General features: G+C 62.9%; 15 protein-coding genes and 1 tRNA gene. 5 read left to right on the top strand and 11 right to left on the bottom strand.

The genetic code is table 11. The features are described 5' to 3' along the window. Nucleotides 1-10: 10 nt before the first annotated feature. The 9 genes from BMW89_RS02090 to BMW89_RS02130 form a co-directional block, all read right to left on the bottom strand. Nucleotides 11-199: a hypothetical protein gene (locus BMW89_RS02090; RefSeq protein WP_092022194.1), complete on the bottom strand. Its 189-nt coding sequence runs from the start codon at nt 197-199 to the stop codon at nt 11-13. Nucleotides 200-573: 374 nt separating this feature from the next. Then, nucleotides 574-1,884 carry an ABC transporter substrate-binding protein gene (locus tag BMW89_RS02095; RefSeq protein ID WP_092022196.1) on the bottom strand — a complete coding sequence of 437 codons (1,311 nt, stop codon included), beginning with the start codon at nt 1,882-1,884 and terminating at the stop codon, nt 574-576. Nucleotides 1,885-2,077: 193 nt separating this feature from the next. After that, a complete protein-coding gene (locus BMW89_RS02100; protein WP_092022198.1) occupies nt 2,078-3,316 on the bottom strand; it encodes an ABC transporter substrate-binding protein in 1,239 nt (412 codons plus the stop codon). A gap of 39 nt (nt 3,317-3,355) precedes the next feature. Further along, a complete protein-coding gene (locus BMW89_RS02105; protein WP_177195831.1) occupies nt 3,356-4,837 on the bottom strand; it encodes an ATP-binding cassette domain-containing protein in 1,482 nt (493 codons plus the stop codon). After that, entirely contained in the window at nt 4,837-5,763 is a 927-nt protein-coding gene (locus BMW89_RS02110; protein WP_092022202.1) for a branched-chain amino acid ABC transporter permease, read from the bottom strand. Before BMW89_RS02110 ends, BMW89_RS02105 begins: the two co-directional genes overlap by 1 nt. A gap of 1 nt (nt 5,764) precedes the next feature. Next, a complete protein-coding gene (locus BMW89_RS02115; RefSeq protein WP_092022204.1) occupies nt 5,765-6,640 on the bottom strand; it encodes a branched-chain amino acid ABC transporter permease in 876 nt (291 codons plus the stop codon). Nucleotides 6,641-6,731: 91 nt separating this feature from the next. Beyond that, a complete protein-coding gene (locus tag BMW89_RS02120; protein WP_092022206.1) occupies nt 6,732-7,976 on the bottom strand; it encodes an ABC transporter substrate-binding protein in 1,245 nt (414 codons plus the stop codon). Nucleotides 7,977-8,212: 236 nt separating this feature from the next. Beyond that, entirely contained in the window at nt 8,213-9,328 is a 1,116-nt protein-coding gene (locus BMW89_RS02125; protein ID WP_092022208.1) for a D-alanine--D-alanine ligase family protein, read from the bottom strand. 126 nt (nt 9,329-9,454) lie between these two features. Continuing rightward, nucleotides 9,455-10,672: an SMP-30/gluconolactonase/LRE family protein gene (locus BMW89_RS02130; RefSeq protein ID WP_092022210.1), complete on the bottom strand. Its 1,218-nt coding sequence runs from the start codon at nt 10,670-10,672 to the stop codon at nt 9,455-9,457. A gap of 279 nt (nt 10,673-10,951) precedes the next feature. On the opposite strand from BMW89_RS02130, the gene BMW89_RS02135 reads away from it, so the two are divergent. The 5 genes from BMW89_RS02135 (at nt 10,952) to BMW89_RS02155 (ending at nt 15,522) form a co-directional block, all read left to right on the top strand. Continuing rightward, nucleotides 10,952-11,221, top strand: a complete 270-nt coding sequence (locus tag BMW89_RS02135) for a hypothetical protein (RefSeq protein WP_092022212.1) — start codon at nt 10,952-10,954, stop codon at nt 11,219-11,221. A gap of 455 nt (nt 11,222-11,676) precedes the next feature. Beyond that, a complete protein-coding gene (locus tag BMW89_RS02140; RefSeq protein WP_092022214.1) occupies nt 11,677-13,239 on the top strand; it encodes a 2-isopropylmalate synthase in 1,563 nt (520 codons plus the stop codon). A 172-nt stretch (nt 13,240-13,411) separates the two neighbouring features. Beyond that, nucleotides 13,412-14,428 (top strand): TRAP transporter substrate-binding protein, encoded by a 1,017-nt coding sequence (locus tag BMW89_RS02145; protein ID WP_092022216.1) that lies wholly within the window; start codon nt 13,412-13,414, stop codon nt 14,426-14,428. 240 nt (nt 14,429-14,668) lie between these two features. After that, complete coding sequence (locus BMW89_RS02150) at nt 14,669-15,277, top strand: Spy/CpxP family protein refolding chaperone (protein WP_092022218.1); 609 nt, start codon at nt 14,669-14,671, stop codon at nt 15,275-15,277. A 169-nt stretch (nt 15,278-15,446) separates the two neighbouring features. Then, nucleotides 15,447-15,522, top strand: a tRNA-Lys gene (locus tag BMW89_RS02155). A gap of 317 nt (nt 15,523-15,839) precedes the next feature. Here the strand turns inward: BMW89_RS02155 and prpB are convergent. Both prpB and BMW89_RS02165 read right to left on the bottom strand, forming a co-directional pair. Further along, a complete protein-coding gene (prpB, locus tag BMW89_RS02160) occupies nt 15,840-16,772 on the bottom strand; it encodes a methylisocitrate lyase (protein WP_092022220.1) in 933 nt (310 codons plus the stop codon). 20 nt (nt 16,773-16,792) lie between these two features. Further along, entirely contained in the window at nt 16,793-17,971 is a 1,179-nt protein-coding gene (locus tag BMW89_RS02165) for a 2-methylaconitate cis-trans isomerase PrpF family protein (RefSeq protein WP_092022222.1), read from the bottom strand. Nucleotides 17,972-18,160 lie beyond the last annotated feature (189 nt).

Consider the following 18,160-nt stretch of genomic DNA (forward strand, 5'->3'; position numbering starts at 1 on the left):
CACTGACGACCTATTTCTTGACGCGCTTCAATCCCGGCTCGTACTGCGTGCCCATGCTGCCGGAGTCATCCGGATCGGCGGGGTCTTCATCTGCCTGCAAGAGTTCCGGATGCTTGCCCGTGAGCAGAAGCTGCTTGCGCATTTCAGCAAGACGCGCGCGGCAAAATTCCTTGTAGAGCAATTCGAATATGGCGGGCATTGTCACCCCCATCGCTGGAATTCACGGTCTGGAAATGTCTGATACCCGCTGGACGGCTTCGAAATGCGAGCCGGCTTGCCGGTTACGCCAACCAAAATCCGGATGGCTGATCTGCTTATACGTACGAAAACGAAGCAGGGTGAATTATCTACATCACACAGTCTAAAAGGCTTTTGTTTCAATAAGACTTCGTCTCACAACCTGCGCGCGCTGCTGCAGGGCGAAAAATCCAACTACAGCGTGAAAAGGCTTACCGGTAGGTGCAAGCACCGTCCGCTGCAACGGCCCCTCACCCAGCCCTCTCAGCGCGAGCGAAGCTCGTCGCGGCCCCGTAAGAATGGGGCGAGGGAGGGCCGCGCTGCTCGTGGCTTGCACTACGTCCCGTAGGTGGATCCCTTCGGCAGCGGGAACACCGGGTCTTGCGTCCGGATGTTGGTCGGCCACACCACAGAGATGTGCTCGCCAGCGTTCTGCATCACCACCGGTGTCGAGCGCTCGTTCTGGCCTGACATCGGCGTGCCCGGCGGGAAGAATTTGACGCCGTAGCCCTGGATGGTGCCGCCGGCGGGGATGTCGACGTCGAGCGCGGCCTTGCGAATGGCCTCGGGCTCGAAGCTGCCGTACTTCTCCTTGGCGACCGGCAGCACGTTGTTGAGCAGCACCCAGGTCTGGTTGAAACCCATCGAGCAGTGTGGAGGTACGTCGGTCGCGCCGGTCTTGGCCTTGTAGCGCGTGACCATGGCGTTGGTCAGATCGCCGACACCCGGTGCGAGCTTTGCCGGATCGAGCAATTGCGCCGGCACCGGATCGATGTTGCAGAAATTGTCGATGTCGGGACCGAAAGTCGCGCGCAGCTTGTCGAGCTGGCTGTAGCCGGCGCCTGCCCCGAACAGCATCTTGAAGCGCAATCCGCTCTCGCGCGCCTGGCGCAGGAACAGGGTGATGTCGGGGTTGTAGCCGGCATGCGAAATCACATCGACCTTGGCGCGCTTGAGCTTGGTCACGAGCACCGAAAGGTCGGGCGCGGAAGCCGAATAGCCCTCGCGCATCACCACCTGAATGCCGGCCTGCTTGGCATAGGCCTCGTCGGCCGCCGCAACGCCGACGCCATAGGGACCGTCCTCGTGGATCAGCGCGACCTTGACCTCGCCCGGCTCCATGCCGAGTTTTGTCTTTGCGTGCTCGGCGATGAAGCCGGCGAAGGCCTGGCCGTATTGGTCGGAGTGGATCTGCGCGCGAAACACATATTGCAGGTTCTTGTCCTTGAACACGGCGGTCGAGACCGCGGTCGTGATCCAGAGGATCTTCTTCTGCTGCTCGACCTTCGCCGCCATCGGCACCGCGTGCGCGCTGGAATAGACGCCGTTGATGATGTCGATCTTTTCCTGGCTGATCAGCCGCTCGGCCTCGTTGATCGCGACGTCGGCCTTGCTCTGGGAGTCCGCCGCAACAGGCACGATCTTGGTCTTGCCGCCGATGCCGCCCTTCTCGTTGACGAGATCGATGGCGATCTGCGCGCCGACCGAGGAGGCGACCGAGCCGCCGGCAGCGAATGGTCCGGTGAGATCATAGATCAGGCCGATGCGCAAATTCTCGGCTTGCGCCTGGGCGCGTGTCCAATCGAGGCTGAGTGCAGCGGCGGCAGCCGCCGAACTCTTCAGCAGCTGCCTGCGTGAAGTCGGCATCCTATCCTCCCTCAAAACCGTCTGGTGATTGTTCCGGTTATTTTTGCGCGAAGTATTGGGAGGGGAGTGCGGAAAGTCAACATCGCACAAGGTCGATACGAGGCCGGTGGCCGCACAGAACGCATCTGCGAGAGGCAAAGAAAAAGCCCACCGCCCGCAAGCGGACGATGGGCCTTGCTCCGGTGCGAACCGGTTACTGCGACAGCTTCACGAAGCTCGGAAACTTCAGCTTGCCTTCGGCGATCTTCTCGGGCCAGACCACGACCTGCTTGGAGTCCTGCCACTGGAAGACGAGGCCGGACACCGCGCCGGGGCCGGACTTGATGCCGTGGGTGAACTCGTCGTCCTTGCCGTAGAACTGGATTTTGCCGATCGTGCCCTCGTAGTCGGTCTTCTCGAGTTCAGCGACCATCTTGTCGGGATCGGTTGAGCCGGCGCGCTTGATGGCGTCGGTGATGAAGTAAACCTCGTCATAGGCGGTGTAGCCGGTGTAGGCCGGCGGCATGCCGAACTTGGCCTTGAAGGCGGCCGCGAACGGTTTTGTCTTCGAGGTCACGGCGACGTCGGGTGTCGCCACGGCCAGCGACGGCACGCCGTCGGCGGCGCCATTGGTGTCTTTCCAGAAGGTCGGGCTCAGCGCCTGCGCGCTGATGCCGAACATCGGGATCGGCACCTGCTGGTTCTTCCACTGCACCGTCGGCTGCACGCCGACATGCGAGATGCCTGTCACGATCACATCCGGCTTCTTGCCCTCGATGTTGTTGAAGATCGGGGTGAAGTCGGTGGTGTCAGGCGAGAAACGGACATGCTCGACGACCTTCAGGCCGGCCTTGGGCAGGCAGGCCTCGTAGCCGATATCGAGCGGCTTGGTCCAGGCTGCGTCCTCGCTCATGATCGCGACGGTCTTGAACTTGAGCTTGTCGACGAGGAGATCCTTGGCCGCGTCGCAGACGAGCTGCGCTTGCGCTGCCGAGGTCAGATAGCCGTGGAAGGTATACTTGTTCTTCTCATAGTCGTTGTGGATCGCCTTGGTGATCTCGTTCGAGGCCGCACCAGGCGTAATCAGCGGCATTTTCAGCCGCGCCGCCCACGGCTCCAGCGCCAGCACGACCTCGGAGATGTAGCTTGCGATCACGGCGGAGACCTTGTCCTCGCTCACCGCGCGCTGGAAGGCTCGCACCGAATCGGCCGAGGAGCTCTTGTTGTCATAGGTGACGATCTCGACCTTGCGGCCGAGGATGCCGCCCTTGGCGTTGATCTCGTCGGCGGCGATCTGCGCGCCGCCCGGCGTCGCGGCTCCTGCGATCGACTGCACCTCGGCGATGATTCCGATCTTGATCGGATCGCCCGACTGCGCGTAGGCCGGCGCGGCAAGGCACAGTGCCATCGCGGAGGTGAGGAGGCTGCTGCTGAGAAGCGTCGATCGTATCATGGTCGTTTCCCTTTGCTTGTTTTGTTGTTGGTACGCGAACTAGAGAAAATCGGCGCCGGCCTCGCTCGCGAAGCGGCCGGGATCGCCTTCCCAGACGATCCTTGCGTGCTCCAGCACATAGACGCGGTCGGCATGCGGCAGCGCGAAGGTGACGTTCTGCTCGCCGAGCAGTACCGTGATAGACGTCGTCTGCCGCAGCTTCGTCAGCGCCTTGGACAATTGCTCGAGGATGACGGGGGCGAGGCCGAGCGTCGGCTCGTCCAGGATCAGGATCTGCGGCTGCATCATCAGCGCCCGTCCGATCGCGAGCATCTGCTGTTCGCCGCCAGACAATGTCTGCGCCATCTGGCCCTGGCGCTCCCTAAGGATCGGAAACAGCTCGAACAGCCAGGCGAGCTGCGCGGCGCGCTTGTCGTCGGCCAAATGTTGCCCGCCGAGATCGAGGTTTTCCCGCACGCTCATCTCGCCGAACAGCTCGCGCGATTCCGGGCATTGCACGAGACCGCTGCTGGCGATCTTTGCCGGGCTGGTGCCGCGCAGCCTGTCGCCGCCGCGCACGATCTCGCCGCTATAGGGCAGGAAGCCGGAGATGGTGTTGAACAGCGTGGTCTTGCCGGCGCCGTTGAGGCCGACGATCGAGACGAACTCGCCCTCGTGGACGTGGATCGAGACGTTCTCCAGCGCCTGCGCCTTGCCGTAGAACACGCTGACATTCTCGACCTGGAGCAGCGGCACCTTGTCCTTGAAGCTGGTCTCGGGCCGCGCATGGGTTTCGATGGCGCCGCCGAGATAGACCCGGCGCACGGTCTCGTTCTTCATGACGTCCTCGGCGTTGCCGGTGACGATCTCCTCGCCGAGATACATCGCGAGCACGCGGTCGACCAGCGCGGCGACGCTCTTGACGTTGTGGTCAACCAGCATCACCGCGCGGCCGTCGTCGCGAAAGCTCCGGATCAGGTCGGAGAAGACGTCGACCTCGGCGCGCGTCAGTCCGGCGAAGGGCTCGTCCACCAGCACGACTTTTGGATCGCGCGCGATCGCTTTCGCAAGCTCCAGCCTTCGCAGATCGGCGAACGGCAGCGTCGGCGGCCGGCGGTTCATGACATTGCCGAGGCCGACGCGGTCGGCGATCCATTTGGCGCGCTCAACCAGCGCCTTGTCGGGGAACAGCATGAACAGACTGTCCGGCAGCAGCGCGACCAGGATGTTCTCCAGCACGGTCTGCCGGTTCAGCGGCCGCGAGTGTTGGAACACCATGCCAAAGCCTTTTCGCGCGATCTTGTGCGCGGGCAGACCTGCAACGTTCTCGCCCTCGAAGATCACCTCGCCTGATGTCGGGCGCTCGATGCCCATCACGCTCTTCATCGCGGTCGACTTGCCCGAGCCGTTCGGCCCGATCAGCCCGAAGATCTCGCCACCATTGACCTCGAAGCCGAGGTTCTTCACCGCCGTCAATCCGCCGAAGCGTTTGGTCAGGCCGCGGACTTCGAGCACCGCTCTGTTTGACGTTCTCATATCCATCACGAGCGTGCCTCACGCGAGAGGGCTGCCCCGAGGAAGCCGCCGGGGAAGAACAGCACGACGAGGAGGGCGACGGCCGAGACGATGAAGGTCGCGAGCTCGCCGGTCGGCCGCAAAAATTCGCCGGCGACGATCAGGAAGATCGCGCCCAGCGCCGCGCCAAGCACCGTGCGCCGGCCGCCGAGCACGGCCGAGACGATGACGTTGACGCCGACCGCGACGTCGACGACGGTGCCGACCGAGGCGGTGCCGAAGTAGAACACCAGCAGCGCCCCTGACAGCCCAGAGAAGAACGCGCTGACGATGAAGGCGGCGAGCTTGTGCTTGACGATGTTGAAGCCGAGCGCGCCGGCCTGCACCGGATCCTGGCCGCTGGCTTGCAGCACAAGGCCAATCGGCGATTGCGACAGGCCGTAGAGGATCGCCGCCGAGATCGTCATGAAGCCGAGCGCGATCCAGTAATTGGCGCCGGCATTGATGGTGATGACATCAGGGATGGTCAGGCCGATCTCGCCGCCGGTAAGATCGGCGAACACGACGATGAAGTTCTGCAGCATCAAGACCGCGACCAGCGTGGTCAGGCCGAAATAGGGGCCGCGGACCCGTAGCGCCGGCAGCGCCAGCACGAGGCCGGCGATGACGGAGGCGAGCGCGCCCAGCACGATGCAAGGATAAACCGACCAGCCAAATTGCGCGTTGAGGATGCCGGCGGTGTAGGCACCGACGCCGATCAGGAAGGTCGGCCCAAAGTTCACTTCCCCCGCGAATCCGAACAGCAAGTCCCAAGACATCGCGAACACACCGAAATAGAAGGCGACGGTGAGCAGGCCCAGCACATAGCCGGAGACATAGAGCGGCAATGTCGCCGCGATCACGACGAGCGCGAGCGAGATGAAGAACAGGCGCGAGGTGAAAAAGCTGGACATCTCAGCGCCTCCCCAGAAGGCCCTGGGGCCGGATGTACATCACGAACACGAGCAGCAGCAGCGCCGGAATGGTGCGGTAGGCCGGCGAAACAAGATAGGCCGTCAGTGTTTCGAGATAGCCGACCACGAAGGCCGCGATCAGCGAGCCTGAGACGCTGCCGAGCCCGCCGAGCACGACGATCGAGAACGCGCTCGCGGTCAGTGGTCCGACGCTGTAGGAACTGACGCCCAGAAACATCCCGAGCAGCACGCCGGCAATGCCGGCGAGGATGCCGTAGATCGCCCACACCACGACGTAGATGTTGGTGAGCTCGAGCCCGAGCAGGGTGACGCCGCGCGGGTTCATCGAGGCCGCCAGCACGGCCTTGCCGGTGCGGGTGCGGTTCACCAGCAACCACAGCAGCGCGATGACGAGGCAGCACACGATCGCGGTGAAGATCTCGTTCTTCGGTGTGCGGACGCCGAGGATCTCGACCACGCCCTCGACGATCGGCAGCACCGTCTTGGCGTTGTTGGTGAAGAAATACGCGATCACTTCCTGGATCATGATGCCCCACAAGAGCGTGCCGGTGAGGACGAAGATTTCCTTTTCCTCATTCGGGATGCGCCGGGAGTCCTGAATGGGCTTCACCACCGCGAAATAGGTGGCAAACGCCGCGACCAGAGCGACCGCGACTCCGATCAGCGCGCCGGCATAGGTACCGACGTTGAAGATGCTGGCGGCGGCCCAGGCCGCCACTGCTGCCGCCACCATGATGGCACCGTGGGAGAGGTTGAGCACGCCGGAGACGCCGAAGATCAGGGTGAAGCCGGTGGCACCGAGAGCGTAGAGAGCGCTGATGGCAAAGCCATCGATCAGAATCTGGAAAGCTCGCATTGATGATTGGCCAGACAATCTTGCTGGAGGAACGTATTGCGGGGCGCCGCATGCGGAAGCTCCCGGGAGGCGGTCCCGGGAGCATGTCCTGCTAGTTGCTGAGCTTGATGAAGCTCGGGAACTTGATGTCGACCTTGGCGACATCCTTGGGCCAGACCGCGCTCTGCTTGCCGTCCTGCCATTGCAGCATCAGCCCGGTGATCAGGCCCTTGCCGTATTTGATCGAGTGGGTGAACGGATCGTCCTTGCCGTAGAACTGGACACGGCCGATCGTGCCTTCCCAGTCAGTCGCCTCCAGCGCAGTGACCAGCTTGTCGGCGTCGGTCGAGCCCGCGCGCTTCACCGCATCGGCAATGTAATAGACCTCGTCATAGGCGGTGTAGCCGGCATAGGACGGATAATTGCCGAACTTCTTCTTGAAGTTTTCCGCGAACGGCACCGATTTCGGCGTCACCGCGACGCCGGGGCCGGAGACGCCCTGATAGAGCACGCCTTCGGCGGCCTGGTTGGTGTCCTTGCCGAAGGTCTCGTTGGTCGCCTGCGAGGAGATGCCGAACATCGGGATCGGCACCTGCTGGTTCTTCCACTGCACCGTCGGCTGCACGCCGACATGGGAGATGCCGGTGATGATCACGTCGGGTTTTGCGCCCTCGATCTTGTTGAAGATCGGTGTGAAGTCGGTGGTATCGGGCGAGAAGCGGATATGATCGAGCACCTTCAGCCCGATCCTGGACAGGCATTCCTCGTAGCCGATATCGAGCGGCTTGGTCCAGGCGGCGTCCTCGCTCATGATGACCGCGGTCTTCATGTGCAGCTTGTCGACCAGCAAATCCTTGGCGCCGTCGCAGACCGAGAGCGCGAGCGCCGCCGAGGTCAGATAGCCGTGGAAGGTGTATTTGTTCTTCTCGTAATCGGAATGGACGCTCTTGCTGATCTCGTTGGAGGCAGCACCAGGCGTGACGAACGGCGTTTTCAGCCGCGAGGCCCAGGGCTCCAGCGCCAGCACCACTTCGCTGATATAGCTGGCGATGACCACGTTGACCTTGTCCTCGTTGACCGCGCGCTGGAATGCACGCACTGAATCCGCCGAGGAGGAGTGATTATCGTAGCCGATGATCTCGATCTTGCGGCCGTCGACGCCGCCATTGGCGTTGATCTCGTCGGCAGCAAGTTGCGCCGCCTGTGGAATCGAGGCGCCGGCAATCGCCTGCGCTTCCGCGATTACGCCGATCCTGATGGGATCAGCCGCAAGTGCCGCGCTTGAGGCTGCCATCACCGCGCCCGCCGCGGCTGCAGCAAACGCCATTCGCAATGCAACAGAGGGTGCATTATTCATGTTGTTCTCTCCCTTCGAACAGGCCTCTTGTGAGCCATTATGTCGCAACTATAACGGCGAGGGCTCTCCCGGCAAGTGAAACCGCGTTCAGGATTGTGAGAGACGAACTAAAGTCTAGCGCTGCGCAAATTGCGGGCAGACAAGCTGTTGCGCTCGTTTCAGCGCGCAGGCATGCAGATTTTGGCGATGGGCATGCGCGTGCGTTGAGGGCGCACACCGAGCAGCCGCGAGACCGCCTAGCTCGTGTAACCCCGTTCCAGGGATTGCCGTTGCCGGTACCGGTCCAGCGCCTGATCGACCAGGCGCGTCAGCAGTTCTGCGTAGGGCACGCCCGAGGCTTCCATCATCTTCGGATACATGCTGATCGAGGTGAAGCCGGGCAGGGTGTTGATCTCGTTGAAGCAGAATTTTCCGGTTTGGCGGTCGAGGAAAAAGTCGACGCGCGCGAAGCCGCTGCATTCGAGCGCCGCGAACACCTGCGTCGCCAGCGACCGCACGCGCTCCATCTGTGGCGCGTCGAGCCTGGCCGGCAGGTCGACCCGGGCGCCGTCGGGATCGAGATATTTTGCTTCGTAGGAATAGAACTCGTGTTGGGCGTTGGGGTTCAGCTCGCTGGCGACGCTCGCGAACAGCGTCTCGCCCTCGAGCACCGCGACCTCGATTTCGCGCGCGTCGATGCCCTGTTCGACCAGCACCTTGACGTCATAGCGAAACGCATCGTCGAGCGCAGCTCCAAGCGCATCCCAATTCTTCACCTTGTGGATGCCGACGCTGGAGCCCATGTTGCACGGCTTGACGAACACCGGCAGGCTCAGGCCCTCGACCGCCTTCGCAAGCGATGCGGACCGGTCCTGCACGAAGGCCTTGCGATTGAGCACGCGATAGGGCGCGATCGGAATGCCGGCGAATTCAGCGAGCCGCTTGGCGACATCCTTGTCCATGCTGACGGCGGAGGCGAGAACGCCTGAGCCGACATAGGCGACATCAGCCAGCTCCAGCAGGCCCTGCACGGCGCCGTCCTCGCAAAGGGGGCCGTGCATGACCGGAAAGACGACGTCGATCTCGATCGGGGCTCCCGGCGTGATCGGCATGAGAGCGCCGCGCCCGTCAGGTCCTCTGGCGAGCCGCATCTCCGGCGCATCGGGCAGGATCGGCAAGGATGCCGCGTTCGCCTGATCGAGCGTGTGAAGATCGTTCCATTGCCACCGGCCCTCCTTGTCGATCGAGACCGGGATCACTTCGAAGCGGGTGCGGTCGAGGTGATGGAGCACGGAGGCCGCCGATTTCAGCGAGACCTCATGCTCACCGGACCTGCCACCATAGAGAACAACGACGCGAATTTTGTCTGCCATGGTTCAAATTATCACGCGCTTTGTGCGGAAGTCACCTCTGTTGCTCCGGCATCGACAAGGCGGCCAATACAAAACGGCGCCGGCGAGGCACGCCGGCGCCGTGTTGCAATTAAGAGCTCGTGCCGCTCAGCCCGGCCCCGCGCCTTGCGTCGCAGTGAAGACCGCATAGAGCGACTGGCTCGCCGCCATGAACAGGCGGTTGCGCTTCGGTCCGCCGAAGCAGATGTTGCCGCAGACTTCGGGTAGGCGAATGCGGCCGAGCAGCTTGCCGTCCGGCGACCATGTCGTCACGCCGTTATAGCCGACCGCGCGGCCGGCATTGCTGGAGGCCCAGACATTGCCGTTGACGTCGCAGCGCACGCCGTCCGGTCCGCATTTCACGCCGTCGATCGTGCAGTCCGCGAAGCGCTTTGGGTTGGTGAGCTTGTTGTCCGTGCCGACGTCGAACACGAAGATCTCGCCCTTGCCACCGGGGCCGGTGTCGCCCGGTCCCTTGCCGGTCGAGACGACATAGAGCTTCTTGAAATCGGGCGAGAAGCACAGTCCGTTGGGATCAGGCACCTGGTCCTCGGTGACGACGAGGTCGATGCGGCCTGAGGGGTCGATGCGATAGCAATTGGTCGGCAGCTCGCGCTTGCCCGGCACGAAGCCGGCCGGTTGCCCGATCCGCGGATTGAGCTTGCCGCCCGCATTGCTCGGGCCGCCCGCGGCGTCGGGCTCGCCCTCGTAGAGTTGGCCGCCATAGGGCGGGTCGGTGAACCAGTAGCTGCCGTCGGGATGCGCGACGACATCGTTCGGCGAATTCAGCCGCTTGCCCTGATAGGAATCCGCGAGCACCGTGGCGGTGCCGTCGTGCTCGTAGCGCGTCACCCGGCGAGTCAGATGCTCGCAGGAAAGCTGGCGGCCCTGGAAGTCGAAAGAATTGCCATTGGAATTGTTGGAGGGCGAGCGGAACACGCTGACGCGGCCGTCGTCCTCGCTCCAGCGCATCTGTCGGTTGTTGGGGATGTCGCTCCAGAGCAGATAGCGGCCTTGCGCACTCCACGCCGGGCCTTCGGCCCACAACAGACCGGTGTGCAGGCGCTTGATCGCGGTGTTGGGCTGCGCAAGATCGTTGAAGGACGGATCGACCGCGAGGATGTCGGGGTCCCAGAAATAAGTGGTCGGTGCGCCATGGGGGCCGAAATCGCGCGGCGGAGTAGTGATCGTCGTCGGCGGTGCGGCAGGTCCGGTCTGGGCCAGTGCGGGGCCCGCCATCGTGGCGGCGGCGCCGAGCGCAAGCCCCCGGACGAGTGTTCGTCGTGAAAGCGCAGCATCCTGTTCACGCTGCTGTTGGCGTGTCATTCGCGTCCTCCCGGTCATGTTCGGCTAGCCGGTTGATCCGGCTGAGCAACCTGAGGTTAGTCCGGTCCGCGTCGGGTTGCGAGGGGCAGGTTCGCACCCTCTGTGCGATGCCGCGAGAACGCCGCAACATCGCCGCATTGCGGCTCTGCGAGGCGCAGGGGCGACAATTCGTCTCGCCCGCGCGCGGTTAACCGGGACAGGTTTTAGGGCCTGTCAAGCCTTGACCTCGCCCGCGATGCTGGCAGAACACGTTGCGGGGACTAAAGGCCGGAGTGTATCGTGCAAGGCGTCGTCGTACTGATCATATTGCTCGGGATCGCTTTTGCGGCCGGCTATTTTACGCGCGACTACATCTCCAGGAAGCGGCGGGAGCAAACACGCCGTTGGCGCGATTACGTTGAGCCCGATTGGCTCCGGGCGAGCCAGCCGGCCAACACCAACGAAGTCACGGCCGTCAATCAGATGGTGCCGCCAACTCCGGCCAATGGTGAACTTGGCCAGATGCTCGACCGCTGGGAGGGCAGGGCCCGCGCCCGCCGCATGGGGTAGCCGCCACTGGCTCGTCGCCCGGATGGAGCCAACGGGGCGTGCGAATGCGCGCCCAGTGACAAGCGCAATCCGGCACATGACGCGGAAGCTCCAACCAGGTCAGTCTACCTGACCATCTTTTGGCGTTGCAGTTGCGCCCGTTTCTCGTCTAGAAGCAGGCTTATCGAGCCTCCCGGCAACCAACCGTCAACGGTTTTGACCGAGGATTTGAGGGCTCAACAGGGTCTGGCAATGCTGATTCGCGGCCAAATCGATGGGATTTTTGGGGAGGTGGCTTTGGCCGCCGCCACGATCCCGGCCGCGCTGCCCACCCTCCTTCTTGGCGGACTCCTTCTTAGCTGCCCCTGAGGGCCGGCTGGGCGCATGCGCCTGGGCGCTCAGGGGTTGGTCGAGATCACCGGACACCTCAAGCGCCCAGACCTCTGACGGCGCAAAAGCTCAAAAGGAAATTTGCCATGACCACCGCGAACAAGTCCGACAAGGACCGCGTCATCATTTTCGACACCACGCTGCGCGACGGCGAGCAGTGCCCCGGCGCCACCATGACCTTTGAGGAGAAGCTCGAAGTTGCGGAGATGCTGGATGATATGGGCGTCGACGTCATCGAAGCCGGCTTTCCCATCACCTCCGAAGGCGACTTCCAGGCGGTCAGCGAGATCGCGCGCCGCTCCAAGAACGCCGTCATCGCTGGCCTCGCGCGCGCTCATCCTGCCGACATCGACCGCTGTGCCGAGGCGGTGAAATTTGCAAAACGCGGCCGCGTCCACACCGTGATCGCGACCTCTCCGCTGCATATGCGGGTGAAGCTGAACAAGACGCCGGAGCAGGTGCTCGAGACCTCGGTCGCCATGGTCGCGCGCGCGCGCAACCAGATCGACGACGTCGAATGGTCAGCCGAGGACGCCACCCGCAGCGAGATGGATTATTTGTGCCGCATCGTGGAAGCCGTCATCAAGGCCGGCGCCACCACGGTGAACATCCCCGACACCGTCGGTTACACCACGCCCGAGGAATACACCCATTTCATGCGCACGCTGATCGAGCGCGTGCCGAACTCGGACAAGGCGGTGTTCTCCGTGCACTGCCATAACGACCTCGGCATGGCGGTCGCGAACTCGCTCGCCGGTATCGCCGGCGGCGCGCGGCAGATCGAATGCACCGTCAACGGCATCGGCGAGCGGGCCGGCAATGCGGCGCTGGAAGAAGTCGTGATGGCGATCAATGTGCGCAACGACAAGTTTCCGTGGTGGAACAAGATCGACACCACGCAGCTCACCCGCGCCTCGAAAGTGGTGTCGGCCGCGACCTCGTTCCCGGTGCAGTACAACAAGGCCATCGTCGGGCGAAACGCGTTCGCGCATGAAAGCGGCATCCATCAGGACGGCGTGCTGAAGGACGCCTCGACCTACGAGATCATGCGGCCCGAAATGGTCGGCGTGAAGCAGTCGTCGCTGGTGCTCGGCAAGCATTCCGGCCGCCACGCCTTCATCCACAGGCTGGAGGAGATGGGCTACAAGCTCGGTCCGAACCAGCTGGAAGATGCGTTCACGCGGATGAAGGCGCTCGCCGACCGCAAGAAGGACATCTACGACGAGGACATCGAGGCGCTGGTCGACGAGGAGATGGCTGCTTCCCACGATCGCATCAAGCTGACCTCGCTGACCGTGATCGCCGGCACCCATGGCCCGCAGCGCGCGACCATGAAGCTCGACGTCGACGGCCAGATCAAGATCGAGGAGGCCGAGGGCAACGGACCTGTCGATGCTGTCTTCAATTGCATCAAGCGGCTGGTGCCGCACGAGGCCAAGCTCGAGCTGTACCAGGTCCACGCGGTGACCGAGGGTACCGACGCGCAGGCGGAAGTCTCGGTGCGGCTGTCGCATGAGGGACGTGCGATGACGGCGCGCGCGGCGGATCCGGACACGCTGGTGGCGTCCGCAAAAGCCTATCTCGGCGCACTCAACAAGATCGTCATGAAGCGCCAGCGCGACACGGTGACGACGGCGGCGGCGAGCTGACGTTGACTTCGCCTCTCCCGCAAGCGGGAGAGGCGGCGTAGCGGCGTTCATGATGAATAGCTGCCCTGCTAACGGCCAATAGCGGCTTAACGCGCGAGCAGCTATTGATGCTCCCGGCGTAAGGATCGGCCGCCCGCGCGCCGGGTGGCCCAAATAACAACAGGGAGAGATTATGCGCACCTTCGCGATCGCGGCGTCCGTCGCGGTACTGGGACTTGGTCTGAACTTTGGCTTGACCATGCCGGCCTCGGCCCAGTCGCCTGTTATCATCAAGTTCAGCCACGTCGTCGCCACCGACACGCCGAAGGGCAAGGCATCCGAGAAGTTCAAGGAACTCGCCGAGAAGTACACCGGCGGCAAGGTCAAGATCGAGGTCTATCCGAACTCGACGCTCTACAAGGACAAGGAAGAGCTCGAGGCGCTCCAGCTCGGCAGCGTGCAGATGCTGGCGCCGTCCAACTCGAAATTCGGCCCGCTCGGCATCCGCGAATTCGAGGTGTTCGATCTGCCCTACATCCTTCCCGACCTGAAGACGTTGCGGAAAGTTACGGAAGGACCGCTCGGGATCCGGCTGCTCAAGCTGCTGGACTCCAAGGGCATCACCGGTCTCGCTTATTGGGACAACGGCTTCAAGCAGATGAGCGCCAACAAGAAGCTCATCACGCCGGCCGACTATCAGGGCGTAAAATTCCGCATCCAGTCCTCGCGCGTGCTCCAGGCCCAGTTCAAATCGCTCGGCTCGCTGCCGCAGGTGATGGCGTTCTCGGAAGTCTACCAGGCGCTGCAGACCGGCGTGGTCGACGGGCAGGAGAACACCTGGTCGAACATCTATACGCAGAAGATGCACGAGGTGCAGAAGTACATCACCGAGACCAATCACGGCTACATCGGCTACGTCGTGATCGTGAACAAGAAGTTCTGGGACGATCTGCCGGCCGACATCCGCGACCAGCTGTCGAAGGCGATGAAGGAAGCGACCGATTTCAACAACGCGCAGTCGCAGAAGGAAAACGACGACGCGCTCGCCGAGATCAAGAAGGGCGGCAAGAGCGAGATCATCAAGCTCACGGCCGAGCAGGACGAGGCGATGCGCAAGGCGATGGAGCCGGTCTACAAGGACGCCGCAAGCCGCGTCGGCCAGCCGCTGATCGACGAGTTCCAGAAGGAAGCCAAGGGCACGACTAACTAAGGGCACGACGAACTAAGAGCACGGCGAACGAACTCACGTCGCGCATGGAAAAATAATGCATGAACAAAGGGCTTCTGTGCCGGCACGGAAGCCCTTTGTGTTGCAAATCGTTTCAGTGTGCATCTGAACAGGCATTCACGGCAGTTACATCTCTGTAAGAACGGCTTCCTGTCCAAGTTGTAAGTTGCGTGTAAGCCGCTTGGCGCTCATCTTCACGCCATCCTTCCAGAGGAGGCACTTATGAGGAAGTTCACTATCGCCGCCATCGCCGTGCTCAGCATCGCCGGCTCGGGCGCGGTCTATGCCCAATATCATCGCCCGTGGATGGAGCACTTCCACCACATCCGCATGAACCCGGAAGATCGTGCCGCGTTCGTCGATGCGCGGATCGCCGCCGTCCATGCCGGGCTCAAGCTCAATGCCGACCAGGAGAAGCTGTGGCCGCCGGTCGAGGCCGCCGTGCGCGACTTCGCCAAGCTGCGCATCGACCGCGCCAATGCGCGGATGAATGCCGGCCCCGGCGACGCCGGCAAGAACGCGGACAAGCCGGAGGATCCGGTCGCCCGCCTGCGCGAGCGCGCCGACGACATGGGGGCCACTTCCGCGGCCCTGAAGAAGATCGCCGATGCCGCCGATCCGCTCTACAAGACCCTGGACGAGGGCCAGAAGCGGCGCCTTGCCGCGCTGACCCGCCACCGCGGCCCGTTCGGCGGCGGCGAGGACGGCCCGCCCCGGCACTTCATGGAACGCGGCATGGACCGCATGATGGAGCGCGGCATGGACCGCTTCCATGGCGAACGTTTCGACCGCGATGGCGGCCCGGACCGGGATCGCGAGGGCCGGCTCTGAGCGATCAGGGATTTTGCGGGAAATAGCCCCGAGATTAACCTTGGCGAAGCCGCTGGAATCCAGCGGCTTTTCGCTTTTTGGGGATGGTGGAAAAACCTTCATCGCATCGCTTGCCATCCCCGGATCGCTTTGCTAAACGACCGGCCTCGCAAGGCATTGACCGCCTTTCGGGCGCATAGCTCAGTTGGTAGAGCAGCTGACTCTTAATCAGCGGGTCCCAGGTTCGAGCCCTGGTGCGCCCACCATTCCAAGGTCCTGTTTTGCTTCTGTATCTTCACCCCATTCGATACAGCGAGCTGATCCGATGACAAATGTCGAATGCATATTTGTCGCAGAATAGGATACTAGGGCGGGCAAAACGGACAATCTGTCGTGCTCGTCGACACCGGGTACCGCTTGCTGCAGAGTCAGAACTGGATTGGTCGGGTTGGTGTGGCTAGTCCGCCTCCCGCTACAGTTGGCGCCCACCTTGGGCAAACATTTACAATCCTCCGCGATATCGCACGCTTAAAGATAGCGTGAGGCGAACGCTAGCTTGCATCGGTCCTCCGATTTTCGTCGGCTATCGGGCCGGTGAATTCTGGGGACTCCCTTCGGGGACGATCGTGCGGACGATACTCTGGTCAAGCGCCTCATAGTCGGAGTAGCCGATCGTCTGGTAAAGCTCCGCGCGCGTCTGCATCTGGTCGAGCATGCCATGCGTGCTGCGGTCACGCTTCAGAGCGGCGTAAAGCGTTTCCTGCGCGCGTGCGGCAACCCGCAGCGACGAAACCGGCCAGATCACCATCTTGTAGCCCATCGCCTCGAACTCGCCGGCGGTGAAGAACGGCGTTCGGCCGAACTCCGTCATATTGGCCAGCAATGGGACGCCGGGCATGCGCCGCGAAAATTCCTTGAACATCTCGGAGTTGATCAGCGCCTCGGGGAAAATGGCGTCGGCTCCGGCCTCGATATACAGCCGCGCGCGGGCGACGGCGCCTTCGATGCCTTCTTCCGCCGCAGCGTCCGTGCGCGCCACGATGTAGAGGTGGTGCCGGGCCTTGGCGGCCGCGGCAATCTTCGTGGCGAAATCGCGCGGATCCGCCAGTTTCTTGTCGTTCAGATGCCCACATTTTTTGGGGAGCAATTGATCTTCCAGCTGCACCGCGGCCGCGCCCGCATCTTCGAAGGCGCGCACCATGTGCATCACGTTGAGCACTTCGCCATAGCCGGTGTCGCCGTCCGCCAGGATCGGAAGATCGGCTGCGCGCTTGAGCTGACGGATGAAGAACGCGACTTCATCCACGGTGATGATCCCGAGATCCGGAATCCCCATCGACGCCGTCATCGCCGCGCCCGACAGATACAGCGCAGCGAAACCCGCCTGCCTGGCCTGGAGCGCCGCCATTCCATTGTGAGCGCCGGGCATTTCCAGAATGCCGGGACGAGCAAGAAGGTCACGAAACCGAAGGCCGGGGGCGCGTGTGTTGGTATCGCTTGCAGTCAGATAAGTCATCGTCAACGGCTCCGGGATCGTTACGCTCTGCGCTTTGCGAGCGCTTGAGTTTGGGCGGCTCTGTAAAAGACGTTTCCTTCGAACAGCCGCCTGCTGGTGCGGTAGACCGCGCCATGAATGGCCCGCGCCTTTGCAGGATCGTCAGCGTGTTCGACGGCTGCATCGACCACGGTCGTGCCGGAGGGGTGGGCGATGGTGATAGGGCCATCGCCGGCGCTGGCCATCCGGTTCGGCAGTGTGCCCGCGATGCGCACCGCGATGGCGAGACAGGTGGCACCGGTGATCGGGACCGCCCGGTGCGGCTGGCCGATCGAAATCATCCGGATACCCAAGCTCATGTCCGAAGGCTCGAGCTGCCTGCCCGACAACGTCGTCATCCGGCGCGGCGACACGATCATTGCGACCTTGGGCACACTTGGAATCTTCGCGGCCTCGGCGATATCAGGTGCAAGGCCCATTGCCACGGAGGCCGCGCAACGGATCGCCTCCATCCGTTCGAGAAAGACCGGATCGCTCTCGAGCGCCTCCGGCATCTCGCTGCCATCCTTGCCCAACGAGGCGGCTGCAACAAAGACGCAAGGGTTGGCGGCATCGATGAGCGAGGCCTCAATGGAGCCGAGGCCGGGGATATCGAAATGATCGCAAGGCAGTCCAGTCGGCAGCAGGCGTCCGGTTCGGGTGCCGCCGGGATCGATGAATTCAAGCCGAACGGGCGCTCCCTCGCCGCCGACGCCGTCGATCTTCATGTCGCCCTCGGTCTCGACCTCCCCGTCATTCATCGGGAAGCGGGCGATGATGATCTTGCCGGTATTGGTGTTGTGAATGCGCACGACGGCTTCGCCGTTCGCGGGCGCTATCACCAGCCCTTCGTTGACCGCGAACGGCCCCATCGCCGAAGACATGTTGCCGCAATTTGCGCTGTAATCGACCGCGGCGCTCTTCACCGAGATCTGCGCGAAGGTATAGTCGATGTCGGCATCCGGCCGGGTCGGCGCGCCGACGACGCAGACTTTGGAAAGCGACGACAGCCCGCCGCCCATTCCGTCCAGCTGGCGTCCATTGGGATCGGGCGAGCCCATCACGGACAGGAAGATCGGATCCCATTGTGCGGGATCCGCCGGCAGGTCCTGTCTGCTGAACACGACGGCTTTCGATGTGCCGCCGCGCATGAAAGTCGCCTTGAGTTTGCTCTGGGGCATTGCGCGAGCCTTTGCATACCGTTGTATACTTTGGATACCACTGTATACATTTAGATGGCGGGCTGCTACCCTTATTCTATTCGGTGGACGCTGATGGCCTCGTGCCAGACAGGCGGCGCGACGCCGAATATCTTGCGTCGTTGGCGTGCCGTCGTTGGCCTGCCTTCGTTAACGTGACTTTTTTAGCGT

The organism is Bradyrhizobium sp. OK095 (genome assembly GCF_900109945.1).
Lineage (GTDB): Bacteria > Pseudomonadota > Alphaproteobacteria > Rhizobiales > Xanthobacteraceae > Bradyrhizobium.